The organism is Streptomyces sp. CB02959 (assembly GCF_002803155.1).
In the GTDB taxonomy this organism is placed as follows: domain Bacteria; phylum Actinomycetota; class Actinomycetes; order Streptomycetales; family Streptomycetaceae; genus Streptomyces.
Genome location: NZ_NNBP01000006.1, coordinates 80,456 through 105,873, shown reverse-complemented (window position 1 = coordinate 105,873; position 25,418 = coordinate 80,456). Strand labels below are relative to the sequence as shown.

Below are 25,418 nucleotides of genomic sequence, written 5' to 3'. Positions count from 1 at the left end.
TGTCCGGCGGGGCTGCGGCGGGGCCTGCGGGCTTTCCGTGCGGTTCCCGCCGGGCCTCCGGGCGGCGCCGCTACGCGTCCCAGGTGACGGGGAGCCGCTGCACACCGTGCATCGTCGGGTCGGTGCGCAGCGGCACCTCCTCCGGCGGTACGGCCAGGCGCAGCGTCGGGAAGCGGTTCAGCAGCGCGGGGAAGGCCACCCGCATTTCGATGCGGGCCAGCTGCTGGCCCAGGCACTGGTGGATGCCGTGGCCGAACGCCAGATGGCCGGTGGCCTTGCGCCGCAGGTCCAGGTGGTCGGGGTCCGGGAAGCGCTCCGGGTCGCGGTTGGCGGCCTGGAGTGACACGGTGACCGACTCGCCGGCCTTGATCAGCTGTCCGTCCAGCTCGACGTCCTCCAGCGCCGCCCGCACCCCTGTGTGGGCGATGGTGAGGTAGCGCATCAGCTCCTCCACCGCCCCGTCGGCGAGGTCGCGGTCGGCGCGCAGGGCGGCGGCCTGCCGGGGGTTGGTCAGCAGGGCGAAGGTGCCGAGGCCGATCATGTTGGAGGTGGTGTCCAGGCCCGCGCTCAGCAGGAAGCTGCCAATGCCCGCCAGTTCCTCATCGGTGAGATCGGAGCCGGTCAGGTCGCTGAGCAGATCGTCGGTGGGCCGGGCGCGCTTGGCGAGCACCAGTTCCCCGACGAACTCCTGGAGCGCGGCCATGGCGGCGTACTGGTCCTCCAGCGTCCCGTTCGTGTCGGTCATCGCCGTGACGTGGTGCTGGAAGCGCTCGCGGTCGGCGTAGGGCACACCGAGCAGTTCGCAGATCATCAACGCGGGGACGGGGTGTGCGTACGCCGTGACCAGGTCGACCGGCGGGCCCTGGCGCTCCATGGCGTCCAGGTGCTCGGCGGTGATCTGCTCGACGCGCGAGGTCAGCTCGCGCATCCGGCGGACCGTGAACTTCCCCATGAGCAGCCGGCGGTAGCGGGTGTGGTGGGGCGGGTCGATGCCGGTGAGGTCGCCGACCGGGGCCGGCGGAAGCGTCGCGTCCGCCATGCCCGGGAACGGTATGTGCATCAGCTCGTAGCGCGAACTGAAGCGGGGGTCGGCGGCCACCGCGCGGGCCACCGCGTGCCCGGTGGCCAGCCAGCCGAGGTGCCCGTCGGGGTACCGCATCCGGCGCAGCGGCTGCTCCGCGCGGAGTCCGGCCAGCTCGGCGGGCGGATCGAAGGGGCATCCCTCGGGGCGGGTGAGCGGCAGTTCGGTGAGCGGCTCCGGCTCCTGCCGTCCGGTCTCCGCGGACGAGGGGGCCGCGGGCCGCGCAGGGTTCGCGGATGCCGAGGATTCGTGCGACATGGTGCAAGTCCTCCATTGCATAAGGCGATTGGGCGATGGCTGAGAGTGATCGTGGTGTGGTGCGAGGGGCCGCGCGGCTTCGGGACGAGGGGCCGTGCGGCGGGGCGGAGCTGCCGGGTCAGCGCTGGACGCTGCGGCGGAAGGCGGCGCGCGCCCACAGGTAGCCGGCCAGGGCGAGGCCGACGCACCAGGCGACGGCGGCCAGGGCGCTGTTGCCGATTGGTGTGCCCATCAGCAGGCCCCGCAGGGTCTCGTTGATCGGCGTGAAGGGCTGGTACTCGGCGAACCAGCGGATTCCGGCCGGCATGGACTCCGGCGGGACGAAGGCGCTGCCCAGGAAGGGCAGGAAGGTCAGCGGCATCGGAGCGTTGCTCGCCGATTCGACGGTCTTGGCCACCAGGCCCATCGCGGCCGCCAGCCAGGTGAGGCCGAAGGCGAGCAGGGCGAGCAGGCCGATCGCGGCGATCCAGCCGAGCGGTGTGGCGTGCGGCCGGAAGCCCACCGCCAGTGCGACCCCGATGACCAGGACCAGGCTGAGCATGGTCTGGATGACGCTGCCGACCACATGCCCTGTGAGCACCGAACCGCGGGAGATCGCCATGGTGCGGAAGCGGTTGATGATCCCTTCGGTCATATCGGTGCACACGGACACCGCGGTGGCGACCGCTCCCGACGTCGCCGCCATCAGAATGATTCCCGGCGCGACGTAATTGACGTACCCGCCATGGCCGTTGGCCGCGGACGCGCCGCCGATGCCGTTGCCGAGCGCGCCGCCGAAGACGTAGACGAACAGCAGCAGCATCAGGATCGGCATGGCGACGACCGAGATCGTCATGGACGGATAGCGCTGTGCGTGCTTGAGGTTGCGCCGCAGCATCGTCATCGAGTCGCGCAGCGCGTACGAGGGGGTGCTCATCGGTCCTGCTCCGTCCGGGCGGTGGGCGACTGGGGTGACTGCGCGGACCGCTGCCCCTGCTGCGGCCGGCCGGTGAGGGTGAGGAAGACGTCGTCGAGGTCGGGGGTGTGCACGGTGAGGGACGCGGCCTCGACCGACGCGGCGTCCAGGGCGTCGAGAACGGCGCGCACGGTGGGGATCCGGCCGTCGCCGGGGATCCGCAGGGTGAGCGCGTCACGGTCGGGCGTGGCGGTGCCGAAGAGGGCGGCCGCGGTTTCCAGGCCGTGCAGGTCGGCGAACCGGAGGCGGAGATGACCGCCGGGCATCCGGCGCTTGAGTTCGTCCGCGGTGCCCTCGGCGACCAGCTTGCCGTGGTCCAGGAGGGCGATGCGGTCGGCGAGTTGGTCGGCCTCCTCCAGGTACTGGGTGGTCAGGAAGATGGTGACGCCGTCGTCGTCGACCAGGCTGCGGATGATCTCCTGCATCGTCCGCCGGCTGCGCGGATCGAGTCCGGTGGTCGGTTCGTCGAGGAAGATGATCCGCGGATCGCCGACCAGGGTCATGGCGAGGTCGAGCTTGCGGCGCATACCGCCCGAGAAGGTGGCGACCGGTTTGTCCGCCGCATCGGTGAGGTCGAAGCGGCGGAGCAGTTCGGTGATCCGCCGGCGGCCTTCGCGGCGGTCGAGATGGTACAGATCCGCCATCAGGAGGAGGTTCTCCCGGGCGTTGAGGAGGTTGTCCAGCGCCGCGAACTGGCCGGTCACGCCGATCACGGTGCGTACCGCGTCGGGATCGCGGGAGACGTCGTGGCCGGCCACCCGCACCTGGCCGCCGGAGGCCGGGATGAGGGTGGAGAGGATCTGGACGGTGGTGGTCTTGCCGGCGCCGTTCGGCCCCAGCAGGGCGAAGATCGTGCCCTCGGGGACGGTCAGGTCGATCCCGTCGAGCACCACCTTGTCGCCGTAGGACTTGGCCAGCCCGACGGCCGAGATCGCCGCGGGGCGGGTGGGGGTCGGGGCGGGTGCGGTCCGGTTCGTGGCGGCTGGCGCCGCGGTCATACGTGCCATGACGGCAGGTCCGTTCTCGGGATGGGGATGCGTCTGCGAGGGACGTGTCGCCGTGTACGAGGCGGCCGCGTGGCCGTGCCGGAAGGTGCCGACGTAGGGCGTCAGGTCCATGGCGCCATAGTGGCACATGTTTGGTGCCATGGCGAGCGTCGTGGCGTCATGTGTGTGTCGTGATGGTGTCGATCGGTGCGTCGGTGGGTGTTTCGCCCGGCGCTCCGGGGGTGTGTGGAGTGGCGCCCGGAGGGCCGTAAAAGGGTTGCGGTGACTGGGGTATGCGGTGGTGGCGTCTCGGTGGTGCCGATGGTGTCATGTGCGGCACCTTGTGGCGCCATGCTTGACGCCACTGGTGTCACCGGTGTGCGGCGAACACGACGGAGCCGCCGTCCGAGCGACGGCTCGGACGGCGGCTTGGACGGATGTCGGGATGCCGGGGCGTTGGGATGTCGGGTGGGGCGGCGGGCGGGGCTGCTGGTCGTCGGGTGGTGACGGGCGTCCTCCCGCAGGGCGCCGCTCCGTAGCTCGTTCCGCCGCTCGGGGGCGCCCCTGGGGCGCTACCCCTCCGGGTAGAACACGAACAGCGTGCACCCCGTCTTCGTCTGCGGGACGTGCCAGGAGCCGGCGGGTGCGTGGATGAACGAGCCGGCCGGGTAGTCCCGTTCGCCGTCGTTGAAGACGCCCGAGACCACGAACACCTCCTCGGGGCCCGGCTCGTGCACGTCTATGCCCTCCCAGGAGGTGTCCGGGTCGAGCTCCACGACCTGGGCCTTGGCGCCGTTCTCCCCGCTCCACAGCGGACGCAGCCGGATGCCGGGAAACAGTTCGCGCACCGGTGCGTCCGCCACGGCGGACCACACGTAACCGGCCATCGCGTCGTCCGTGTTCTCTTTCGTTGCCATGGGGACAGCCTCGTGGAACGGTGCCGACCGGCCGAGTGTCAGAAAAGACATCCTGAGGTACTTTCCTGTCATGTCTGCCGTCCATCGTGTGGTCGCGCTCGTCCGCACACCGCAATCGACCTTCGAACTCGGCTGTGCGGCAGAGGTGTTCGGTATCGAGCGGCGCGGGGTCCCGGTCCGGTACGCCTTCGGGGTGTGCACGGAACGGCCGGGCCCGGTGGCCACCCTCGCGGGGTACGACATGCTCGTGCCGGACGGGCTGGCCGCGCTGGACGGCGCGGACACCGTCGTCATCCCCGGGTGGCTGCCTCCCGAGGAGCCGCCCGCACCCGCCGTCGTCCGCGCCCTGCGCCGGGCGCACGAGCGGGGGGCGCGGCTGGTCAGCATCTGCTCCGGTGCGTTCGCGCTGGCGCACGCCGGGCTGCTGGACGGGCGGCGGGCGACCACCCACTGGGCCCGCGCCGGCCAACTGGCCGAACTCTTCCCGGCCGTCCAGGTGGACCCGGACGTGCTGTACGTGGACCACGGCGACGTCGCCACCAGCGCGGGCTCCGGAGCGGGCATCGACCTCTGCCTGCACCTGGTCCGCGCCGACCACGGGGCCGGCTACGCCGCACAGGTCGCCCGGAGCATGGTCATGCCACCGCACCGGGAAGGCGGCCAGCTCCAGTACACGGCGCCACCGCGCCCCGTCCAGATGGACGGCTCGCTGGCGCCCCTCCTGGAGTGGATGACCGCACGGCTCGACGAACCGCTCCCGGTCGAGGAACTGGCCGCGCACGAGGGCGTATCGGCGCGCACGCTCGCCCGCCGGTTCGCCGACCAGCTCGGTGCGAGCCCCGGGCAGTGGCTGCTCGCCCAGCGCATCGCCGCGTCCCGGGAGCTACTGGAGTCCACCGACCTCCCCTTGGACGCCGTCGCCCGCCGCGTCGGCCTCTCCTCGGCCACCAACCTGCGGAGGCGCTTCCTCCGCGCGCTGGGGACGACACCGGGGGCCTACCGTCGGGCATTTCGCACGGGGGCGTGACGGCGCCGACCGCGAGGGCTCCGGGGGACGGGACGGTCGGAGGACCACCCGGGCACGGACGCCCGGTGTCAGTGCGCGCGTCCGGCTTCCGTGTGGGTGAGCACCATCCGGAACCGGGCCGTCCCGGCGAGCATCTTCCCGTACGCCTCGTTGACGTCGTTCAGCGGCATCGTCTCGATCATCGGGCGGATCCCCTGGAGCACGCAGAACTCCATGGCGTCCTGGACGTCCTGCGCGGTGCCGGACGGGTGGCCGCGGACGACCCGGGCGCGCATCAGCAGCTGGGTCGGGTTGATCGCCAGCGGTTCGGTGTCCGCGCCGATGACCACCAGCTCGCCGCGGTGCGTCAGACCGTCCACGGTCGCGGAGATGGCGGCGGAGTTGGCGGCGGTGGCCAGCACCACCCGGGCGCCGCCGAGGGACTGGAGCGCGTCCGCGACGGACGTTCCGGCGGTGCTGTCGATGTAGTGGTGCGCACCGAGCTGCTTGGCGAAGTCCGCCTTGTCGGCGCCGCGGGCGATCGCGACCGTCTCGAAACCCATCGCGGTGGCGAACCGCACGCCCAGGTGCCCCAGGCCGCCGAGGCCGAGTACGGCGACCAGATCGCCGGGCCGGGCCGGGCTGCGCCGCAGCCCGTTGTAGGTGGTGACCCCGGCGCAGGCCATCGGCCCCGCGTCGGCCGCGGCCAGGCCGTCGGGGATCCGCGCCAGCGCGTCGGCCGGGGCGATCACCGATTCGCCGAACCCGCCGTCGTACGCCCAGCCCGGCACCTTCAGCTGCTCGCACACGATGAAGTCGCCCTGCCGGCAGGCGGTGCAGTGGTGGCAGCTGCCGCCGAACCAGCCCACCGCGACCCGCTCGCCGACCTTCCAGTGGCTGTCCGTGCCCTCGCCGACCTCCGCGATGCGCCCGGCGATCTCATGGCCGGTGACCAGGGGGAAGGAGATGTCCGGCAGCGCGCCGCCGACGAACATGGCGTCGCTGTGACAGATCCCGCAGGCGTCCACGGCGATCCGCACGTGCCCGGGACCCGGCCGCGGCACCTCACGTTCGACGATCTCGAAGGGCGCGCCGGCGGCGCCGACCTGCGCGACTCGGTAGCTGCTCATCTGGACCTCTCCCACCTGCGCGAGCCGGTGCGGCGGCGCCTCGTACCGGCTCCCGCACGCCGGGGACCCGCTCCGCCGCGTGCCCGCTGGCCCGCGTGGCGGCCGTTCCCCGCGTCGGGTCCGCCCCGGCTTCCCTGCGCGCTTCCCGTGTACGTGTCTCCCGTGTCCGTGCTCCCGCGTACGTGCGGCTCGGATACCTGCCGGCGCCGTCGGCTGCCGGTGCAACGGCCTCCTTGAACCAGCACAGCAGCTCCGGGCCGATCACGCGCGCCGAGCGGCGACGGCGGTCCGCGGCGCCCCCGCACAGCGGGCGCGGACCGCCCGGGGCGGGGGGCTCAGGACAGCAGCAGCGGCAGGTCCCAGCCCGTGGTGGCGCCGCCCGTCGCATAGGCGTCCAGGGCCAGGGCGACGCCCGCCGCGCCGTCCAGATAGCCGGAGACGTCGGAGGCGAACGGCACCCGCGTCATGGTGAAGCGGTAGCCGAAGGGCGCGTCGGGCCGGAAGGCGTCGAGGAGGCGGGTCGCCACCTCGTCCCGCCGGACCGCGAGGCGGTCGGTGAGCGCGCGGTGCGCGTGCCCGCCGGTGCGGCGGGCGGCGGGTGCCTCGTGGTCGCCGACCGTGAAGTCCTCGGCCAGCCGGCCGAGTTGGTGCAGCGCGCCGGCCCAGCCGTGGCAGAGCGCGTGGTCGGTGACGCCCCACTGGTCCAGGGGGAGCGCCAGCAGCCGTTCGACCGAAGCCGTGGCCAGTGCGGTCCAGTCCGGTCTGCCGAGGGCGCGTCCCGCCAGTTGGAGGGCGCGGGAGACGCCCGGTGCGCCGTAGCACCAGGAGGGCCAGCCGGCCGGTTCGGCGTACGCCTCGGGGCCGGCCAGCCATTGGGCGAGGCTGAGATGGCCCGGCCAGTACACCCCGTGCGCGTCCCGCACCGCCCACCGCGTCAGCAGGTCGGCCGCGGATGCGATGGCGTCCCGCTGACCCGGTAGCCGGACGCCCTGCTGCCAGGCGAGGGAGAGCAGTGCCAGCGGCCCCGCCACACCGTGTGACAGGCCGAGGTTGAGGTGCCCACCGGGGAGCGTGGCCTCGGCGCCGATCCGCGGGGCGTCGAGGGCCCACCAGCGCGGCACCCGGTGGCCCTGGGGGTGGGCGACGTCCCCGAGCGCCAGCCGCGTCAAGTAGCCCAGGACGGCGGTGAGTTCGTCGGTGCAGGTGTCGGCGCGGGCGAGGAGGTAGCGGCCGACGCCGGTCATCCCGCGGACCACCTCGTAGTGCCCGATGGTGGTCAGCGGGCCGTCGGGGACGTCGGGCAGTGCGGTGCGGACCAGGTCGCGCTGGTACGCGTCGAGCCGTTGGAGCGCGGAGACGTAGCCGCCGGTGGCGCGGTGGGCGACGAGGACCGCGCAGGCCAGTGCCCCGGGGCCCTTGAAGATCCCGCTCGGAACGGTGCCGCCGTCGGCCGCTGCCCGGGTCGCGACGGCGAGGTAGCGGTGTGCGCGGGCCGGGCGGTCGGTGGCCGGCCCGGTGCCGCCGCTGAATGCGAGGGAGAGGCCGGGGCTGCCGCTGCCGAGGGTCAGTTCCGCCCAGATGCCCTCGGGGCGGCCGTCGTCGGCCGCTTCGGCGGGTATCCGGGTCGCGGCCATGGTGGCGGCCGGGTCGGCGAGCCGGTCGAGGAGCTCCGCCGACACGGCTCCGGCGCGGTCGCGGAGGGCGGTGCGTGCGCGGGTCGCGGTCGGGTCGGCGGTGGTCATCGGGCCGCCCCCGCGGCGACGGCGCCGCCGTCCGGAGCCGGGGCCCGGCCGCCGGTGCCGTCCGGTGGCGCACCACCGGGTCCGACCCCGTGCGCCCGGCGGCCGCGCAGCGACCGGACCGCACCCCGGAGCACCGCGTAGCCGCGGCCCTCCGCCGCCCGGTCGATGCCGAACAGCCGGTTGTGCCGGATGTGCAGCAGGGACAGGACGGCCTCGTCGCGGTCCGCCTCCGGGGCGGCGCGCAGCAGTTCCCCGTACGCCCGCGGCTCCGGCGACTCCGTCCACAGGTCCGCCAGGGCGGGCATGCCGAGTGCCCGGGCGGCGTGCCGGGCGGTGTCCCCGGCGGTCTCGCCGGGCCGGATCAGCCGGTCGGCCAGTGCGCGGTGCCGCTGGTAGACCTCGTGGTCGGGGCCCTTGGTGAACATGCGGTCCACCCAGGCGCACCAGTCCCAGTCGTCGAGCGAGTCCAGCAGGACCGCATGGCCGGCCGCGGCCAGCACCTCGTCGGGTACCGTCGCCGCCCCGGCCCGCCGCGCCCGCAGCTGGAGCAGGGCCGACCGGCTGTCCGTGCGGAAGAGCCGCTCGGCCGCCGCCTGGGCCGCCGGGCCGCCGTACCGGTCGGTCTCGGGCCGGTACGCGTCCAGCGTCATGGTGCGCACCGCCCCGGACCCGATCAGCTCCCGCACATGCCGGGCGACGGCGGGCAGCACCCGGCCGGTCAGCTCCGCGGGCGCGCCGTGGAAACGCAGCCGCAGATGCGGTTCCGGGTCCCGGTAGCGCAGGAAGAACCAGCGGTCGGTAGCGGCTTCGACCTCGGCCAGGAGCGCGGGCAGCCGGTCCGCCAGGAGCGCGTCATGGGCCGCCGGGTCGGCGTAGAGCTTGACGAACAGCCAGTCCTCGCCGGGGAGATGGACCCGGGTGGGGGCGGGGCGGAGCGGCCCGGCGGCAGCCGGCGCACCCGCGTCCGCCGCGCGGCGCGCCGGAGGAGACGCTTCCGGTGCGGCGGCGGAGCGCGGCGTGGCGGGCGGGCCGCTCGGCCCGGTCCGGCCCGCGCGGGCCAGCGGCACCACGATCTCGGTGCTGTGCCCGGAGTTCCAGCCGAGCCCGCGGCCGTCGGCGGTGAGGTCCTCGTACAGGACGAACCGGGGTTCCACGGCGGTCAGTTCGGCCCGTAGCAGCGACCGGTCCCACGGCTCGCGCAGGTCGATGGGGAACATCTGGTCGTTGCGGGCGATCTGGAGCCGGTCCGGCACCCGGTTGCGGCGGCGCCAGGCGTGCAGGCCGTCCTCCCAGGCGGCGGCGCCCGGCGTCCGGGCCGCGTCCCGCAGCCGGCGCCCGGCGAGCCAGCGGCGGGGAGAGGTCAGCACCCGGCCGTAGCGGACCCGCGGCAGGTACGGCAGCACGTCCAGGCCCGCCCAGTCCCAGCCGGACCAGACCCGCGGCCGGGCCGCTGCCAGGTCCGCCAGGAAGCGGGCCACCGGGGGCGCCTGGGTGTCGAGCGCGAGCATGTGCGGTATCACCGGTGCGATCTGACGGCCCGTCGGGCCATGCAGCAGGCGCAGACCATCCTCCCCGGCCGCGACCAGCAGGGTGCGCCAGTCCAGGCAGTGCGGGTCGCCGCGGTCGTCGGCGACCCCGACGGGGATGCGGTACGGGAGCAGCGGCGGGACCTGCACGATGTTCAGCGACCGCGGGTCCCGCGGCGCCAGTTCCACCTGTGCCGGCAGGACGTCGTCGGCCTCCTCGCCCTGCCCGCCGACCAGTTGGGACAGCGCGCCGGTGAGCCCGGTGCCGGCGGCGAAGCGGCCCGCCGTCGCGCCGGCCGTCCACGACCCGATGTGCGGGCTGCCCAGGAGCAGGAAGTCACCCCGGTCGAGCGCGGCCGGACTGTCGGCCAGCACCTGGAAGCACAGTTCGAGCGTGCGGGGCGGCCGCCCGCCCGGTGCGTGCCCGGCGGCGGCCGCCAGCCGCGCCACGTCGTCGTCGGTCAACTCGATGTCGCCGCCGTCCAGTACCGCCTGCTGGACGAGTTCGGCGACGGCGGTCCGGCGCGCCCGGTCGGCGTCGCCGCCGCCGGGCCCGGGGGATCCGGGCGCCACCGCACCGCCCTCGTGGTACTCCGGCGGCAGCCCCAGCCCGCGGTGCGGATCGACCAGGTCGGCGAGGGGGACCGCGCAGGCGGTTCCGTACCGCTCGATGAAGCGGTCGCGGTAGTCCCGCATGTACGCCAGCGTCCCCCACTCGGGGGTCATCGCCCAGATCGCCGCGGCGTACCGCCGGACCTCCGCGCCGATCGCTTCCGGCAGCACGAAGTCGCCGGTCAGCCGCAGGTCGACCTGGACCGGCGGCCGTCCGGCGCCGTCCGCGGCCGGGGGAGCGGGCGCGCGCCGTCCGGAGCGGCGGGCCGCGGCGTCCGGGCCGCCGGCCGTGGTGCCCCCGCTCTCCTCCCCGGCGGTGTCGAGGCGGTGGACGCCCGCCAGCAGGGCCTGCCACGCCCGGCGGCCCGCGCCCGGTGGTTCCGCCGCGTAGGCGGTCGCTGCCGCGCGGACCGCCCGCAGCCCCTCGGAGCCGCCGGGCACGACCCCCGCCAGCGCGGACTCGATCCGGTCGAGGAGCGCGTCGTCGATCCGGTACGGGGTCAGGGAGGTGAGGAGGAAGCCGTGTTGCACCAGTCCGGCGAGCAGGGTGTCGATCCGCTCCGGGGCGGTGGCGGGGAACCGCGCGGCCAACCGGTCGAGCAGTGCGGCGTAGGCCACCGGTCGGGCGGCCTCCGCCCGGACCACGCCCACCAGCGCGTTGTCCCGTACCGACGCCTCGCGTTCGCCGGAGTGCAGGAGCAGCCGCCCGTCCCGGCGGACGCACAGGTCGTTGAGCACCACGTCGACCCGGCGCCGGACCTCGGGGACCGCCAGCCAGTCCAGGACGCGGCGGTGCAGCCAGCCGCCGTCGAGCCGGGCCGCCACCTCGCCCGGACCGGTGAGTTCCGCCTTGGCCGCGGGGCCGAAGTGGGCGCGGCCGACGCCGGCGAACAGGCCGAAGGGGGTGGGGCGGCCGCCCGCCCGCCGGGCGTACCGGGTGAGGGTCCGCGCCGCGCTGAGCGTCCGCTTCCGGCCGAGGGTCGCCGCGCCGTCCGCGGTGTCCAGCCGGTCCAGGCTGTGCGCGAGGCTGCCGCTGGCCACCTCGACGGCCTGGCGCAGCAGGGGGTCGCCGACCAACTGCCGCACCCCGGTGGCCGGGTCGCCGGGGTCGACGCGGCCGTCGTCCCGGCCCCGCGGCGTACTGGCCATCCGCACCAGCACCGGCTCTCGGACCTCGAACACATCCAGATCTGGTCGCACCTGGTTCGTTCCCCACGTCGCCGGCGGCACAGGATTCACTGCGGTGTACGGGAGAGCGGGGCGGGCCGGGCCCGCCCCGCTCGGGAGCTCACCCGGAGGTCAGCAGCAGGTGGGACACCGGGTGCCGATCGCATAGCTGCTCGGCGAGGTGTAGGTGCCCTGGCCGAACTCCTGGGCCTGGTCCGAGACATCGGAGATGCGCAGATCCAGGTCGAGGTCGGCGTCGTCGAATTCCTGAAGAACGATCTCGGTACGCATGTTCCCTCCAAAAGGTTTGTCGAGCCACACAACCGGTCGAATCAACCCGAGCACCCCAAGGGGCTCGGTAGGCCCACCTTTCACCGTGGTAACACGGGACAGGGAGGCGAAAACCGGACGAACGCGCACGCCGGATCGGCCGGTCCCGGGTCCGGTGGCACGACCTCACCTGCCCTGGTCCGGCGCCGGGCCCTGCCGGGAGACGCGGCCCACGGGCGGTCGCCAGCCCTCTCCGGAACTGTCCGAAAGTCGCGGCAACTACTCGGACGTCCTAGGAATTCGGGCGCGCTGGAAGCCGCATCGCGCACCCGCCATCCGACGCCCGGTCGCCGTTCGCGGCTCAGCGGGGCGCGGCGAACGCCACGTAGGCGGGGGTCTCCTCGCCCTCGGGGAGCCGGTGCCAGGCCGCCCAGGCGATCATGCGGTGCAGCCCGTCGAGGTGGGTGACGCCCTCCTTGACCCGCAGGCCCTCGTAGTCCACGCCGCTGACGGCCCGGGCGCTGAGGAAGAGCGGGTGCGGGGGGCGGTGCGCTGCCGGAGCAGCTTCCGCCAGCAGACGGGGTTGCTCCGCGCGTAGGCGTCCTGCTGGGAGCGGAGCGTTTCGGCGGTCTCGGCCACCGTCATGCCGGTCGGCGGGACGAGTTCCCGATCGCCGCCCTCGCCATCCCGCGCGGCCTTCGGGGCGATATCCCGGTGGCCGATCGTCGCACCGGGGTGGCACAACCCACCGCCCCCGCACACCCGCACCCGTTAACCTGGCCGCCGCGTGCGGACCGGCCCGGCCGGGCGGGAGGGCCGACCGGACCGTCCGCCGCACGGCCCGGCACGTACCCGAGAAGGACACGCTCACCATGCCACTCAAGCGCCCGCACCAGCACCGCGACGCCAGCCGCAACCTCGCCGTCAACCCGGTCTTCAGCCGGGAACCGGTCCACGTCCCCCGGTACGAGCTGCCGGCCGACGGCATGGACCCCGACACCGCGTACCAGATCGTCCACGACGAACTCATGCTGGACGGCAACGCCCGGCTCAATCTCGCCACCTTCGTCAGCACCTGGGCCGAACCGCAGGCCCAGCGCCTGATGGCCGAGTGCGCCGAGAAGAACATGATCGACAAGGACGAGTACCCGCAGACCGCCGAGATCGAGGCGCGCTGCGTACACATGCTCGCCGACCTGTGGCACGCCCCCGACTCCCATGCCGCGGTGGGCTGTTCGACCACCGGTTCCAGCGAGGCCGCGATGCTCGCCGGGCTGGCGCTCAAGCGCCGCTGGCAGCACCGCCGGCGCGCCGAGGGCAAGTCCGCCGAGCGCCCCAACATGGTGATGGGCATCAACGTCCAGATCTGCTGGGAGAAGTTCGCCAACTACTTCGAGGTCGAGCCGCGCTACGTCCCCATGGAGGGCGACCGCTTCATCCTCTCCCCGGAGCAGGCCGTCGAACTCTGCGACGAGAACACCATCGGCGTCGTCGCCGTCCTCGGCTCCACCTTCGACGGCGCCTACGAGCCGGTCGCCGAGATCTCCGCGGCCCTGGACGCCCTCCAGGAGCGCACCGGCATCGACGTCCCGCTGCACGTCGACGGCGCCTCCGGCGCGATGATCGCCCCCTTCCTCGACCCCGAACTCGTCTGGGACTTCCGGCTCCCGCGGGTCGCCTCCATCAACACCTCCGGCCACAAGTACGGCCTGGTGATGCCCGGCGTCGGCTGGGCCCTGTGGCGGGACGCCGACGCGCTCCCCGAGGACCTGGTCTTCCACGTCAACTACCTGGGCGGTGACATGCCCACCTTCGCGCTGAACTTCTCCCGGCCCGGCGCCCAGGTCATCGCGCAGTACTACAACTTCCTGCGCCTGGGCTTCGAGGGCTACCGCGCCGTCCAGCAGACCAGCCGGGACGTCGCCACCCGGGTCGCCGCCGAGATCGCCGGGATGGGCCCCTTCACGCTGCTCACCGACGGCAGCCAGCTCCCCGTCTTCGCCTTCCGGATCAGCGACGACGTCACCAACTTCACCGTCTTCGACGTCTCCGCCGCCCTCCGCGAACGCGGCTGGCAGGTCCCCGCCTACACCTTCCCCGCCAACCGCACCGACCTGGCCGCCCTCCGCGTCGTCGTCCGCAACGGCTTCGGCCACGACCTCGGCGACCTGTTCCTCGAAGACCTCCGCCGTGTCCTGCCGCGCCTCCAGGCCCAGCAGCGCCCGCACCGCGACGCCGCCGACGCCGGCGGTTTCGCCCACGGCGCCGAGACCAAGCAGGCCGGCCGCCCGGCCATCCCGGAGCAGAAGGTCCGCGACTGACCGCAGCCGGTCCCGTCCCCGGCCCGGTGCCCCGGGCCGGTGGGCCGGAGCCGGAAGGGGGACGCCCGTCGCGAGAATGTCGGCCCGGGACCGCTGCCAAACCGGCCCGACTCGGTCAAGCTGGAGGAGAGGGGGCCCGCTCCGGCCGGATCCGGCCACTACGGCGGAAGGAGCTGACGGCCATGTCGACGCTCGCCGCGGACTACCAGCCGGTACGGGTCGAGGCGGAGCTGGACGAACCGCTGTCCCGCTGGCTCTGGGCGGTCAAGTGGCTGCTCCTCGTCCCGCACCACATCATGCTGACCGTCCTGGGCATCGGTTTCCTGCTGGCCACCGTGCTGGCCTTCCCGGTGATCTTCTTCACCGGGCGCTACCCCCGGTGGCTGTTCGGCTTCACCACCGGCGTGCTGCGCTGGGTCTGGCGCGTGGCCTACTACTCCTACGGGGCGCTGGCCACCGACCGCTACCCGCCCTTCACCCTCCGCGACGTGCCCGACTACCCCGCCCGCCTGTACATCGACCGTCCGGAGCACCTGCCCCGCGGCCCGGGGCTGCTCCTGTCGAGGCTGCGCGCCCTCCCGGAGCTCCTGCTGCTGGTGCTCGTCGGCCTGGTCTTCCGCCTGGTGTGGTGGATCGGCGGACTGTCGGCCATCCTGGCGCTGGTCGCCCTGACGATCCTGGTCCTGAGCTCGCCCGCCGCCGCGCTGCTCCGGACCGGCCGCTACCCCCGGAGCCAGTTCCGCGGCCTCCTCGCCCTCAACCGCTGGGTGCTCCAGATCCTGGCCTACCTCTTCTTCCTGACCGACGCGCTCCCGCCGCTGCGGCCGGAGCGCGCCGGCCGCAGCGCCGGCCGCAGCGCCGGCCGCCTGTGGAACCGCTTCCACCACCGGCACCCCCCGGTGGTCACCGCGCGGTGAACCGCCCGGCCACGCACGGATCCTCGTTGCGGTAGCCGAGGCGGGTGTAGAGCCGCTCGGCGGGGGCGTTGTCGGCGAGCTGCCACAGGGTGCAGAACCCGTACCGGCGGACGGCGTACCGGGTCAGCCACGAGGTCAGCGCCGCCCCCAGCCCCTGGCCGCGCTGGGCCGCGTCGGTGGCGACCGACGCCATCAGCGGGGCGCCGTTGTCCCGCAGCGTGCTCAGCGCACCGCACGCCACCAGCCGCCCGTCCGCGCCGCGGATCCCGGCCCACAGGCTGACGTCCGCGGAGCCGGGCCCGGTCGAGTACGCCGGGCTGTGCTCGGTGAGGAAGTCCAGCAGCTCGTCGTGGTGCGTCGCGTCCAGCGCGACCACCCGCTCCTCCGCCGGATGGACCGGCGGCTCGTCGAGCGTCCACCGGAACACCCAGGCGATCGGGTCGGCCACCGCCAGATGCCGCCCGAGCAACGCGTCGGTGCCCCGCGGGCCGGTGAACTCCCTTATGGTGTCCGGGAGTTGATGGGCGGCACGGAGGACGAGGCCGGCCGCCGCGATCGGCTCGCCGACGCTCCAGACATGGCCGCGCGGCTCGTCGAGCCAGGCCACCGCACCGTCGCCGGACCAACTGACCCGGCCGACCGGCCGCGGCCGTGCGGCGCCGAAGCGCAGCAGCGCGGAGCCGGCCTGCCGCTCCAGGCCCTGGGTGAACAGATCCGCGGTCCGGGGGAGAAGAGTCGTCGCCTGCATCGCTCTCGGGGAAGAAGTCGCTCGGGGGAGGGGAGGCCGGACGGGCAGGAACCGTGCGGGGCACGGAGGGGGTCCAGCGGGAGTTCCGGCGGCCATCGCCGCACAGGGCGAAACGCCCGGCCGACCGGAAAACCCACTCTCGCACACCGCCCCCGGGAGGGGGCAAATCGCCCCCGCCGGACAGCCGCCGCCGGGCCCTAACCCTGCGGCAACCAGGCCGTTTGCACCAGTCGCGGCCCCCGTTTGCGGCCGATGAACCGCGCCCGGCCCGGCGGCAGCTGCGTCGGGCGGTGCGGCCCGACCAGTGCGCCCTCCGCCGGGTCGCCGGAGAACAGCAGGGTCTGCGCACCCAGCTCCGTGACGCGTTGCAGCAGCGGTTCGTAGACCGCCCGGCCGGCGCCCGCGGTGCTCCGCGCCAGGATCAGGCGCAGCCCCACGTCGCGGGCGAACGGCAGGTACTCCAGCAGCGGCTGCAGCGGGTTGCCGCCGCGGGTCGGCACCAGGTCGTAGTCGTCGACGATCACGAACGCGTCCGGTGCGTCGTACCAGCTGCGGTTGCGCAGTTGCTCCGCGGTGATGTCCGGTCCGGGCATCCGCCGCCCCAGTGATTCGGCGAGCCCGGCGACCGCCTCGTGGAGCCGCGGGGCGGCGGTGCAGTAGTCGGTGACGTGGTCGTCGGGCAGGCTGCCCAGCAGGTCCCGGCGGTAGTCGGCGACCACCATCAGGGCCTCCTTGCCCGGGTAGCGCGCCGCGAGCTGCGCGAGCAGCAGCCGCAGCAGCGCCGACTTGCCCGATTCGGTCTCGCCGTAGACCACCAGCAGCGGGTCGCTCTCGAAGTCGATCCGGACGGGCGCCAGGTCCGCCTCGTCGATGCCGAACGCGACACCGGGCAGGCCCTCCGCCGGTGCCGGCAGTTCGGTGGCCGGGAACACCGCCGGCAGCACCCGCACCGGCGGCGCCACCGGCCCCACCCACTCCGTCCGCACCAACGACGCCAGCTTGCCCAGCGCGACGCCCGGGTCGTCGGTCTCGCCGACGCCGTCGATCCGCGGCAGCGCGGTGAGGAAGTGCAGCCGTTCCGGCGACAGCCCGCGGCCGGCTCGGCCGACCGGCACGTTCTGCGCCTCCCGCCGGTCGAACTCCGACTCGGAGGGGTCGCCCAGCCGCAGTTCGATCCGGTTGAGCAGCTGATCGCGCAGGGCCGGCCGGATCTCGGTGTACCGGGCGGCGCTGAGCACGAGGTGGACGCCGAAGCCCAGACCGCGCCCGGCCAGGTCGAGGAGGGTGCCGTCCAGCCGCTCGTAGTCCGCCTGGAACGCGGAGAAGCCGTCGATCACCAGGAAGACGTCGCCCCACGCCTCGTCCGGGAACTCCCCGGCGGCCCGGCGCCGCCGGTAGGTGGCGACGGAGTCGATGCGGTGGGCGCGGAAGAACTCCTCCCGGCGCTCCAGGATCCCGCTGACCTCGGCGATCGTACGGCGCACCCGGTCCGGCTCCAGCCGGGTGGCGACCCCGCCGACGTGCGGCAGCCGCGCCAGGTCGAGCATCCCGCCACCGCCGAAGTCCACACAGTAGAACTGCACTTCGCGGGGGGTGTGGGTGAGCGCGAACGCGACGATCATCGAGCGCAGCGCGGTCGACTTGCCGGTCTGCGGACCGCCGACGACCATCCCGTGCCCGGCCCCCGCGGAGAAGTCCAGGTACATCACGTCGCGGCGCTGCTCGTACGGCTTGTCCACCAGGGCGGCGGGCACCACCAGGCGGCCCAGCGCCGTGTAGGAGGCCGGGTGCAGACCGCGCTCCGGGGTGGTCACCAGCGGCGGCAGCAGCTGGTCGACGGTCGGCGAGTCGTCCAGCGGCGGCAGCCAGACCGGGTGCGCCGGCGGGCCCTGGCCCGCCAGCCGCCGGATGAGGACGTCCAGCACGCGGTCGGCGAGGGCGTCCGCGGGGTCCTCGGCCGTCCCGGTGCCGGCGGCCGCCCCCGGCGCCTGGTAGACGCCCGAGACGTACGCGGCCGCGAACCGGATCACGACCTCGCCGCCGTACCGGAGGATGCCGCTGCCCGGCGTCGCGGGCAGGTGGTAGGCGTCCGGCACCCCGATCGCCGCCCGCGACTCGGCCGCGGAGAAGGTCCGCAGCCCGATCCGGTACGACAGGTACGTGTCCAGGCCCCGCAGCCGGCCCTCTTCCAGGCGTTGCGAGGCGAGCAGCATGTGGACGCCCAGCGAGCGGCCGATCCGCCCGATCTGGACGAACATCTCGATGAAGTCCGGCTTGGCGGTGAGCAGTTCGCTGAACTCGTCGACCACGACGACCAGGGAGGGCAGCGGCTCCAGGGGCAGCCCCGCGGCCCGGGCGCGCTCGTAGTCGGTGAGGTTGGCGTAGTTCCCCGCGGAGCGCAGCAGCTCCTGGCGGCGTTGCAGCTCGCCGCTGATCGAGTCCCGCATCCGGTCGATCAGCGTGGTGTCCTCGGCGAGGTTGGTGATCACCGCCGCGACGTGCGGCAGCTCCGCCAGGCCGACGAAGGTCGCGCCGCCCTTGAAGTCGACCAGGATGAAGTTGAGGTGCTCCGAGGAGTGCGTGACGGCGAGCGCCATCACCAGGGTGCGCAGCAGCTCGGACTTGCCGGAGCCGGTGGCACCCACGCACAGTCCGTGCGGACCCATCCCGTTCTGGGCCGCCTCCTTGAGGTCCAGGAAGACCGGCTGTCCCTCCTGGTCGATCCCGATCGGCACCCGGAGCCGCTGCTCGGGGCTGCGCGGACGCCAGGACCGGGTCGCGTCGAAGCTGCCGGGGTCCTCGATGGCCAGCAGCTCGGTGAACGGCAGGGTGTCCGGGGAAGCGGGCGGCACGGGCGGAGCCGGCTCCTCCGCCGCGAACCGGGCCCAGCCACCGCGCACCCGCGCGCCCAGCTCCGCCGCGGCCGTCGCCAGGTCGTGCACCGATGCCGCCCCGTCCGTACGCGGCAGCGCGATGTGCACGTACCGCTTCTCGGCCCGGTCGTTGCAGAGAGCCACACCGGGTGTGGCCGGGGTGAGCCGGGCGGCCAGCTCCGGGTGGATCAGGGACTCCTCGGGGGAGCTGAGCGCCAGTTCGAAGCGGGTCAGCATCACCTCCAGCAGGGGCCGCGGGAGGGCCGCCCAGCGGGACGTGCTCACCATCAGATGCACCCCGTGGCGCAGACCGGTGGTCCCGATGCCGCGCAGCGCCACCGCCAGGTCCTGGAAGTGCTCGGCGAACTCCGCCCACCCGTCGATGACGAGGAAGAGGTCGCCGACCGGTTGGTCGGCGAGCAGGCCGCGGGCCCGCGCGCCCCGGTACGCCTCGATGGAGTCGATCGCCGGCAGGCGCTCGAAGTCGTGCTCCCGGCGGGTGCCGAGCGCCACCGCCTGCGCGACCACCCGGTGCACCCCGTCCGGGTCCTGGCGCTGCGCGAAGCCGCGGACGTGCGGCAGGTGCCTGAGCCGGCGCAGTCCGCCGCCGCCGAAGTCGACGCAGTGGAACTCGACCTCGTACGGGGTGTGCGTCAGCGCGAGCGAGGTCACCAGCGTCTGCAGCAGCAGGGTCTTTCCGCTGCGCGGCCCGCCGGCCACGGCCACGTGTCCGGCTCCGCCGGAGAGGTCCACGTGATGGATCTGGACCCGGCGGCCCTCGGTCCGATGGGACCGCCCGATCGGCGTGATCAACTGCCCGTTCTTCCGCCAGTCCTCGGCGGTGAGGCCGCGGTCGGGGGTCACCGCCAGTGGCGGCAGCAGCTGGTCGACGGTGGCGAGCGGCGACGGGCCGTCGGTCTCGGCGAGGCCGGGGAACGGCCGGTGCGCGTGCGGGGACGCCTTCGACAGCCGCAGCCGGGTGCCGCCCTGGATGTCGCTGCCGAAGAAGGTGGGCCGCTGCTCGTGCGTGCGGGCCACCGTGTCGGACACGTACTGGTACAGCTCCTGCGCCGTGACCCAGCCATCCTCGTCGAGGTCGGCCCGCCCGCTGCTCAGGCCGTCGATCACGGCGCGGGTGAAGACCGAGCTCCACTCGGCCGGCCCGCCGCCCGGGGTCTCGTCCTCGATGGCCTCCTGGACGGAGTTGGCCGCCGCGATCACATAGCTTCCGCGGTGGTCCACGAACTGCCGGGGGATGTCGTCGAGGCCCGGGTCGCCCTTCGACATGCCGAACGCGCCGGAGAAGCAGCAGTCCAACAGCGCTATCTTCTGCTGCGCCCGGCTGTACTCCATCGACTCCTTGATGAACTCCGCCGAGACCGAACTGGCCCGGATCATCTCGCGGCTGGTCCGCACCGTCGCGAAGTGCAGCCGCCCCCGCCTGTCCTTCAGCCCGTGGCAGGACAGGTAGACCAGTGCGAGGTCCACCTCACGGTCCGTGAAGAGCCGCTCGACGGCCTCCTCGATGACCGCCTTGGACTCGTCGACCAGGACCTGTACGGAGTCGAACTGGCCGAGGTCCGGGTCTTCGAGCAGCGCCGCCAGCTTGCGGGCGTCGTGGACCGGCGACCGGAGCTGGGGCAGCGAGTCGTCGAGGTAGCGCTCGGTGGCGATCAGCAGGGCGCGGCGCTCACCCACGGCAGTCTCCCGAGGTCCGCGCTTCCGGGCGCGCCCCGGCGCCGTCCGGCCGCGCCATCAGGCGTCCCCCGTGGTGCCCTCCAGTGCCGACGGCCCGGATGCCGCTCCGCCCGGCACGGCGTCGGGGCCGTCGGCCACCGCCCGGATCCAGGCCGCCACCGCCGCGTCGGTGGTCCTCTTCGACGCCCCTTGGATCTCCAGCCGGTTCTTCCCGCTGACCAGGACGGCCTTGCGGGCTCCGCTGCGCTGGACCACGTCCCGCACGACGCGGGTGACCGAGCGCAGCACGGCGACCGAGAAGCCGCCGCTGAGCACCAGCGTGCCGAGCGATGCCAGCAGTCCGCTCTTGCCACCGGTGGCACCGGTGCTCTGCCCGCGCTCGACGTCGGGCAGGTCGAGGCGCAGCAGTTCCTCGTGCAACTGCCGGATCAGTTCGTCGAGTTCCTGGTCGTCGGCGTGCTCGTCGTGCACGACGACGATGACGTCCCCCGTGATCGTCATGGGCCACCTTTCGCGTTACCGCAGGATTCTAGAGGCAGCCGCGCCTGGAGAGAGGCGTGGAATGTCTCAACGCTGCTGCAAAGCGAGGCTGTTGGATCTCCGGCGGTACCGGAGCCGCCCGGCGGGTCCGGCCCGACCCGGCAACACGGGCCCGGACCGGGGGCGGCTCCCGGCCGACACCGCCGTCATCATCGCGGTGCCGCCTGGCCGCGGCGCACCGCCCCGACGTTCAGGCCGACATCACCCGCTGGGTCCTTATCGACTGGAGCAGTCCGATGGCGACCCACCCGGCGAACATCGACGACCCGCCGTAGCTGACGAACGGCAGTGGCAGGCCGGTGACCGGCATGATGCCGAGGTTCATCCCGATGTTCTCGAACGCCTGGAACGCCAGCCAGCCGACGATCCCGGCCGCGGCGACCGTGCCGTAGAGGTCCGGGCACTGCCGTGCGATGCGGCAGGCCCGCCACAGCACCACCCCGATCAGCGCGATGATCAGGCCCGCTCCGAGGAAGCCCAGCTCCTCCCCGGCGACCGAGAAGACGAAGTCGGTCTGCTGCTCGGGCACGAACTGGCCGTTGGTCTGGGCCCCGTGGAAGAGCCCGGAGCCGGTCAGTCCGCCCGCGCCGATGGCGATCCGCGCCTGGCTGGTGTTGTAGCCGACGCCGGACGGATCGAGCGCGGGATCGGCGAACGCCGCGAACCGGTTGAGCTGGTACTGGTCCAGCAGGTGGAACTGCCACACCGCCAGGCAGCCGAGCACGCCGATGCCCAGCAGGCCCAGGATCCACCGCTTGGGCGCGCCCGCCGCGATCAGCATGCACAGCACGATCGCCGCGACGCCCAGCACCTGCCCGAGGTCGGGGGTGAGCAGGATCAGTACCGCCGGGAACCCGCCCAGGGCGAGCGCCCGGACGATGCCCCGCCGGTCCGGTTGGCTCAGGTCGCCGGCGTCCACGCGGGCGGTGAGCGCCACCGCCATCGCGATGATGATCGCGACCTTGACGAATTCGGCGGGTTGGATGGACATGCCGCCACCGATCACGATCCACCGCCGGGAGCCGTTGATGGTCGCGCCGACCGGTGTCAGCACCAGCGCCACCAGTAGCACGGTGACGCCGTAGAGGATGGCCGCGGTGTCGCGCAGGCGCCGGTGCCCGTACCAGAGGGTGAGCGCCCCCAGGGCGAGCCCGATGCCGGTGTTGACGAGGTGCCGTACGACGAAGAAGTAGGGGTCGCCCTGGTTGAGTTGCATCCGGCCGCGGGTCGCGGAGAAGACCAGCAGCGCACCGAGGGCGGAGAGCGCGAAGGCCGCTCCGAACAACATCCAGTCGAGCCGGCGGAGCAGGGACCCCCGCCCGAGGATCCGGCCCCAGGCCGTTTTGGCGCGGGTGGTCCCGCGCACGGGAAAGCTGACGACGCTCACCAGGGCCTCCTGTCCGGACGGAGCCACGACAGGCAGGACAGTACTCCGCTAAGTTGCGCAACTATGAAAACGTGCGGTGTGTCGGTGCGTTCGCCCCGGCGGAGCCCGCGCCGCGCCGGAACAGGGCCGTCCACAGGAAAGCCGCCCCGTACGAAGGGGACTCCGGCGGCTCGTCCCGCATCCGGCGCAGTGCGACCTCCGTCAGCTCGGGGAAGAGCGCGCGGAGCGCCTCGGGGGTGTAGGCGAGACCGCCGTGCAGGCCGGACCCGCGGTAGAGGTCGGCGTCCGGCAGTTCGGAACCCATCGCCCCGGCCGCGAAACAGGTGAGACCGAAGTGGCCGCCGGGGGCCAACGCCCGGTCGAGGAGGGCGAGATAGCTGACGCGGCGGTGCGGCGGCAGGTGGTGGAAGCAGCCGGAATCGTAGATCAGGTCGTACGGGCCGCTCAGCCCGCTGCCCGCGGTGCCGCCCGGGTCGGCGAGCGCGGCGAACGCGTCCCCGCAGTGGAAGCGGATCGCCGCCCCCGCCTCGCGGGCGCGGTCCTCGGCCCAGGAGAGGGCCGCCGGGGAGAGGTCGACGGCATCCACCTCGAAGCCCCGCGCGGCGAGGTGCAGCGCGTTGCGCCCCGGACCGCAGCCCAGATCGAGTGCGCGGCCGGCGGTGACCAGCCCGCGGTCGAGGTACTCGACGAGGTTCTCGTCCGGCTTCGCCACGAAGAACGGCACCGGACGGTCGCGGTCCGCGTAGAAGCCGTCCCACCAGGCCGCCGCATCCGCCGTCCAGCGGTCGGCCCCCGGCGCGAACAGCCCGTCCAGCAGCCGGAGTACGTCCTCCACCGTCCGGATGTTCCGCTCCACCCGCCCGTCGCCGCCGGCCTCCCGCCCCGGCTCCGCGAACCCCTCTGCCTCGCCCATCCACCCACCCCGTCCCCGCGTCGCCGAGCCCCGTTCACGGGCTCGGTCCTGCCGGCCGAGAGTACGAGGGACCGCGCCGAACGGCCAGGTCGGACCCGTCGGCCCGAGCGCCCCGCGGCCCGTCTGCCGCACCGCGCCCAGGCCCGCCGCCCCACCCCGCCACCCTCCACCGGAACCGCCGCCCACCACCCCGCCCCACCCCGCCACGGGGCCGTTCCCCGCCGCGCCGGGCCCGGTTTCCGAACGGGTTTCCGTGCCGCCGGCCCGCCTGGAGGGCTCACGCCCCGGAGACCACCTCGACCGACCCGATGTACTCCTGCGTCCGCTCGTCCGGCAGCCGCACCGCCTGCGCCCAGAAGTAGACGACGAGGCTGAACGCAGCGATGAGCGCGATGTCCCACCACAGCGGAAGGGCGTCCGTCGCACCGCAGGACACCTTGGACGCCGGACCGGTGCTGCAGAAGCCGCCCTGCCAGGAGATCACCCCCATGCCCAGCAGGTACACCGGCAGCCACTGCGCGTGCCGCCAGTCCGGGTGCGGTGCCCTGGGGTTGAGCTTCAGCAGCGCCGAGCCGCCCAGGACCAGATAGCCGAGGACGATCGCCACGCCGAGGCGCCACAGCGTGTCCCAACCGGCCCAGTAGATGATCAAGTTGGCGACGACGAACGCCACCGGGGACCAGAACAGCCCACCGGGCAGGCGGTACGGACGCGGCCGGTCCGGATCCTGCTTCCGCAGGCACCCGAAGGCGAGCGGGGCGCCGGCGTACATCAGCACGCTCGCCGAGGTCACGAAGCCCACCAGCTTCTGCCAGGTGGGGAACGGCAGGAAGACGACGAGCCCGATGACGAAGGCGACCAGCAGACCGAACCACGGCACACCGCGCCTGGTGGTGCGCTCGAAGACCTCCGGCACATAGCCGTTGCGGGACAGCCCGTACGAGACCCGGGAGGTGGCCGTCACGTAGATCAGGCCGGTCCCGGACGGCGAGATGACCGCGTCGATGTAGAGGAGCGTCGCCAGCCACCCGAGTCCGACGGAGGTGGCGAGGCCGGCGAACGGCCCCGCCTTGCCGGTGAACGACAGGTCGGCCCAGCCGCCGTGCGCGAACGCGCTGCGCGGGAGCGCCCCGATGAACACCGCCTGGAGCGCCACGTAGATCAGCACGCCGATGAGGATCGAGCCGATGACCGCCCGCGGGATGTCGTGCGCCGGATTGCGGCTCTCGCCCGCCAGCTGGTCGGCCTGCTCGAAGCCGAGGAGCGCGAAGATGATGCCGCTGGTGCTGATCGCCGAGAGCATGCCCTTGGCGCCGAAGGGCGCGAACCCCTGGTACCCGAAGTTGCCGGGGTGGAAGGCGGCGGCCCCCATCACGATGATGGTGACGACGGGGACGGCCACCTTCCACCAGGTGGCCACGCTGTTGGTGTGGGCCAGCCATCTGATGCCGAAGAAGTTGACGAGGACGAAGAACGCCATGAAGGCGACGGCGAGCCCGTACCCGGCCGGGGTGAGGTGGTTCTTGCCGGTCTGCACCCAGGGGGCGTGCACGCTGAGGTAGTTCAGCGACGCCATCACCTCGATCGGCGCCACGGTGACCGCCTGGAGCCAGGAGAACCAGCCGAAGGACGCGCCGGCCGCGCTGCCGAACGCGTAGTGCGGGAAGCGCGCGGTGCCGCCCGCGACCGGGTACATCGCTCCCAGCTCGGCGTGGACGAACGCCAGGATGACGATGGCGACGGCCCCGATGCCCCAGGAGACCAACGCCGCGGTGCCCGCCGCCTGCGCCGCGAACAGCGCCCCGAACAGCCATCCGGATCCGATGATGGACCCCTCCGAGGTCCAGATCAGCCCGATCAGCCCGATCTCCCGTTTCAGACCGGGATTGCGGGGCGCGGCTGGTGCGGGCGGCTGGTGCATCTGCATGGGGCGTGCCCTCGTTCTGCTGCGTCGGGTGCGTCGGGTGACGATGCGCCCGCTGGCCTGAGCGGGCACACGTCCCTTTTGCCCCAATACTTCAGGACGGCCGAGAGGAGAGCAGGCACGCCGCGCCGGGCGTGCCGCGGCCGGGCGCCGACTGCCCCGCGGGCGCTACGGGCGGGCCGGAGGGAAGCCGGCAGGTGCCGGCGCCGGAGCGGTGGTGGCGGGGCGGAGGGTGTCGCTGCTGGGCGGGGCGACCTCCACGCCGGTCTCGTCGAGGCCGACCGCCCAGGCGATCCCGGCGACGCTGGCGGCCAGCGCGAGCGTCAGACCGATGGCCCCCAACGGGACGCACCGGCGCCCGTCCCGTGCGCTGCCGCTCTCCCGCATATCCGCCACCCCTCCCTCCGTGCCTTGCTCCATGTTCCCTGGTGGGAAGGGGAGTTGACC

18 protein-coding genes and 1 pseudogene are annotated in these 25,418 nt (G+C 73.6%); 3 read left to right on the top strand and 16 right to left on the bottom strand.

Going from position 1 to position 25,418, the window contains the following annotated elements:
- Positions 1-70: 70 nt before the first annotated feature.
- The 4 genes from CG747_RS12005 to CG747_RS11990 all read right to left on the bottom strand — a co-directional run bounded on the left by CG747_RS12005 (position 71) and on the right by CG747_RS11990 (position 4,197).
- Positions 71-1,339, bottom strand: coding sequence for a cytochrome P450 (locus CG747_RS12005; protein ID WP_100601681.1), 1,269 nt, complete (start codon positions 1,337-1,339; stop codon positions 71-73).
- 118 nt (positions 1,340-1,457) lie between these two features.
- Complete coding sequence (locus tag CG747_RS12000; RefSeq protein ID WP_100601680.1) at positions 1,458-2,255, bottom strand: ABC transporter permease; 798 nt, start codon at positions 2,253-2,255, stop codon at positions 1,458-1,460.
- A complete protein-coding gene (locus CG747_RS11995) occupies positions 2,252-3,292 on the bottom strand; it encodes an ATP-binding cassette domain-containing protein (protein WP_100601893.1) in 1,041 nt (346 codons plus the stop codon). The genes CG747_RS12000 and CG747_RS11995 overlap by 4 nt, the downstream gene beginning before the upstream one ends.
- Positions 3,293-3,852: 560 nt before the next feature.
- Positions 3,853-4,197 (bottom strand): cupin domain-containing protein, encoded by a 345-nt coding sequence (locus tag CG747_RS11990; protein ID WP_257980353.1) that lies wholly within the window; start codon positions 4,195-4,197, stop codon positions 3,853-3,855.
- Positions 4,198-4,267: 70 nt separating this feature from the next.
- On the opposite strand from CG747_RS11990, the gene CG747_RS11985 reads away from it, so the two are divergent.
- Positions 4,268-5,224 carry a helix-turn-helix domain-containing protein gene (locus CG747_RS11985; RefSeq protein WP_100601679.1) on the top strand — a complete coding sequence of 319 codons (957 nt, stop codon included), beginning with the start codon at positions 4,268-4,270 and terminating at the stop codon, positions 5,222-5,224.
- 68 nt (positions 5,225-5,292) lie between these two features.
- Here the strand turns inward: CG747_RS11985 and CG747_RS11980 are convergent, their stop codons facing one another.
- From CG747_RS11980 to CG747_RS49265, 5 genes and pseudogenes are all read right to left on the bottom strand, one after another.
- A complete protein-coding gene (locus CG747_RS11980) occupies positions 5,293-6,333 on the bottom strand; it encodes an alcohol dehydrogenase catalytic domain-containing protein (protein WP_100601678.1) in 1,041 nt (346 codons plus the stop codon).
- A 335-nt stretch (positions 6,334-6,668) separates the two neighbouring features.
- Complete coding sequence (locus CG747_RS11975; RefSeq protein WP_100601677.1) at positions 6,669-8,075, bottom strand: lanthionine synthetase C family protein; 1,407 nt, start codon at positions 8,073-8,075, stop codon at positions 6,669-6,671.
- Positions 8,072-11,362 carry a lantibiotic dehydratase gene (locus CG747_RS11970; protein ID WP_100601891.1) on the bottom strand — a complete coding sequence of 1,097 codons (3,291 nt, stop codon included), beginning with the start codon at positions 11,360-11,362 and terminating at the stop codon, positions 8,072-8,074. Before CG747_RS11970 ends, CG747_RS11975 begins: the two co-directional genes overlap by 4 nt.
- A 150-nt stretch (positions 11,363-11,512) precedes the next feature.
- Positions 11,513-11,671 carry an SCO0268 family class II lanthipeptide gene (gene lanA / locus CG747_RS11965; protein ID WP_100601676.1) on the bottom strand — a complete coding sequence of 53 codons (159 nt, stop codon included), beginning with the start codon at positions 11,669-11,671 and terminating at the stop codon, positions 11,513-11,515.
- A gap of 340 nt (positions 11,672-12,011) precedes the next feature.
- Positions 12,012-12,295, bottom strand: a pseudogene (locus tag CG747_RS49265) (DUF6309 family protein).
- Positions 12,296-12,522: 227 nt separating this feature from the next.
- Between CG747_RS49265 and CG747_RS11960 the strand changes: the two are divergent.
- Both CG747_RS11960 and CG747_RS11955 read left to right on the top strand, forming a co-directional pair.
- Positions 12,523-13,971: a glutamate decarboxylase gene (locus CG747_RS11960; protein WP_100601675.1), complete on the top strand. Its 1,449-nt coding sequence runs from the start codon at positions 12,523-12,525 to the stop codon at positions 13,969-13,971.
- Between the two features lie 182 nt (positions 13,972-14,153).
- Positions 14,154-14,888 carry a DUF4389 domain-containing protein gene (locus CG747_RS11955; RefSeq protein WP_100601674.1) on the top strand — a complete coding sequence of 245 codons (735 nt, stop codon included), beginning with the start codon at positions 14,154-14,156 and terminating at the stop codon, positions 14,886-14,888.
- Here CG747_RS11955 and CG747_RS11950 read toward each other — a convergent pair.
- The 7 genes from CG747_RS11950 to CG747_RS11920 form a co-directional block, all read right to left on the bottom strand.
- On the bottom strand, positions 14,875-15,636 hold the full coding sequence (locus CG747_RS11950) for a GNAT family N-acetyltransferase (RefSeq protein ID WP_100601673.1): 762 nt from the start codon (positions 15,634-15,636) through the stop codon (positions 14,875-14,877). The two genes, CG747_RS11955 and CG747_RS11950, sit on opposite strands and share 14 nt — an antisense overlap.
- Positions 15,637-15,833: 197 nt before the next feature.
- Positions 15,834-20,207, bottom strand: a complete 4,374-nt coding sequence (gene eccCb / locus CG747_RS11945) for a type VII secretion protein EccCb (protein WP_100601672.1) — start codon at positions 20,205-20,207, stop codon at positions 15,834-15,836.
- 57 nt (positions 20,208-20,264) lie between these two features.
- Complete coding sequence (locus tag CG747_RS11940; protein WP_100601671.1) at positions 20,265-20,708, bottom strand: hypothetical protein; 444 nt, start codon at positions 20,706-20,708, stop codon at positions 20,265-20,267.
- A gap of 229 nt (positions 20,709-20,937) precedes the next feature.
- On the bottom strand, positions 20,938-22,137 hold the full coding sequence (gene rodA / locus CG747_RS11935) for a rod shape-determining protein RodA (RefSeq protein WP_374701768.1): 1,200 nt from the start codon (positions 22,135-22,137) through the stop codon (positions 20,938-20,940).
- Positions 22,138-22,195: 58 nt separating this feature from the next.
- A complete protein-coding gene (locus tag CG747_RS11930; RefSeq protein ID WP_100601889.1) occupies positions 22,196-22,990 on the bottom strand; it encodes a class I SAM-dependent methyltransferase in 795 nt (264 codons plus the stop codon).
- A 334-nt stretch (positions 22,991-23,324) separates the two neighbouring features.
- Positions 23,325-24,974: an APC family permease gene (locus CG747_RS11925; RefSeq protein WP_100601670.1), complete on the bottom strand. Its 1,650-nt coding sequence runs from the start codon at positions 24,972-24,974 to the stop codon at positions 23,325-23,327.
- A 165-nt stretch (positions 24,975-25,139) separates the two neighbouring features.
- Positions 25,140-25,391, bottom strand: a complete 252-nt coding sequence (locus tag CG747_RS11920; RefSeq protein WP_146022068.1) for a hypothetical protein — start codon at positions 25,389-25,391, stop codon at positions 25,140-25,142.
- Positions 25,392-25,418: the final 27 nt, after the last annotated feature.

Coding starts and splice junctions, on each gene's coding strand:
- CG747_RS11925 (WP_100601670.1), bottom strand. CDS start 24,974: ATGCAGATGCACCAGCCGCCCGCACCAGCCGCGCCCCGCAATCCCGGT.
- CG747_RS12000 (WP_100601680.1), bottom strand. CDS start 2,255: ATGAGCACCCCCTCGTACGCGCTGCGCGACTCGATGACGATGCTGCGG.
- CG747_RS11955 (WP_100601674.1), top strand. CDS start 14,154: ATGTCGACGCTCGCCGCGGACTACCAGCCGGTACGGGTCGAGGCGGAG.
- CG747_RS11960 (WP_100601675.1), top strand. CDS start 12,523: ATGCCACTCAAGCGCCCGCACCAGCACCGCGACGCCAGCCGCAACCTC.
- CG747_RS11920 (WP_146022068.1), bottom strand. CDS start 25,391: ATGGAGCAAGGCACGGAGGGAGGGGTGGCGGATATGCGGGAGAGCGGC.
- CG747_RS11950 (WP_100601673.1), bottom strand. CDS start 15,636: ATGCAGGCGACGACTCTTCTCCCCCGGACCGCGGATCTGTTCACCCAG.
- CG747_RS11970 (WP_100601891.1), bottom strand. CDS start 11,362: ATGGCCAGTACGCCGCGGGGCCGGGACGACGGCCGCGTCGACCCCGGC.
- CG747_RS11990 (WP_257980353.1), bottom strand. CDS start 4,197: ATGGCAACGAAAGAGAACACGGACGACGCGATGGCCGGTTACGTGTGG.
- lanA (WP_100601676.1), bottom strand. CDS start 11,671: ATGCGTACCGAGATCGTTCTTCAGGAATTCGACGACGCCGACCTCGAC.
- CG747_RS11995 (WP_100601893.1), bottom strand. CDS start 3,292: ATGACCGCGGCGCCAGCCGCCACGAACCGGACCGCACCCGCCCCGACC.
- CG747_RS11980 (WP_100601678.1), bottom strand. CDS start 6,333: ATGAGCAGCTACCGAGTCGCGCAGGTCGGCGCCGCCGGCGCGCCCTTC.
- CG747_RS11985 (WP_100601679.1), top strand. CDS start 4,268: ATGTCTGCCGTCCATCGTGTGGTCGCGCTCGTCCGCACACCGCAATCG.
- CG747_RS11975 (WP_100601677.1), bottom strand. CDS start 8,075: ATGACCACCGCCGACCCGACCGCGACCCGCGCACGCACCGCCCTCCGC.
- CG747_RS12005 (WP_100601681.1), bottom strand. CDS start 1,339: ATGTCGCACGAATCCTCGGCATCCGCGAACCCTGCGCGGCCCGCGGCC.
- CG747_RS11940 (WP_100601671.1), bottom strand. CDS start 20,708: ATGACGATCACGGGGGACGTCATCGTCGTCGTGCACGACGAGCACGCC.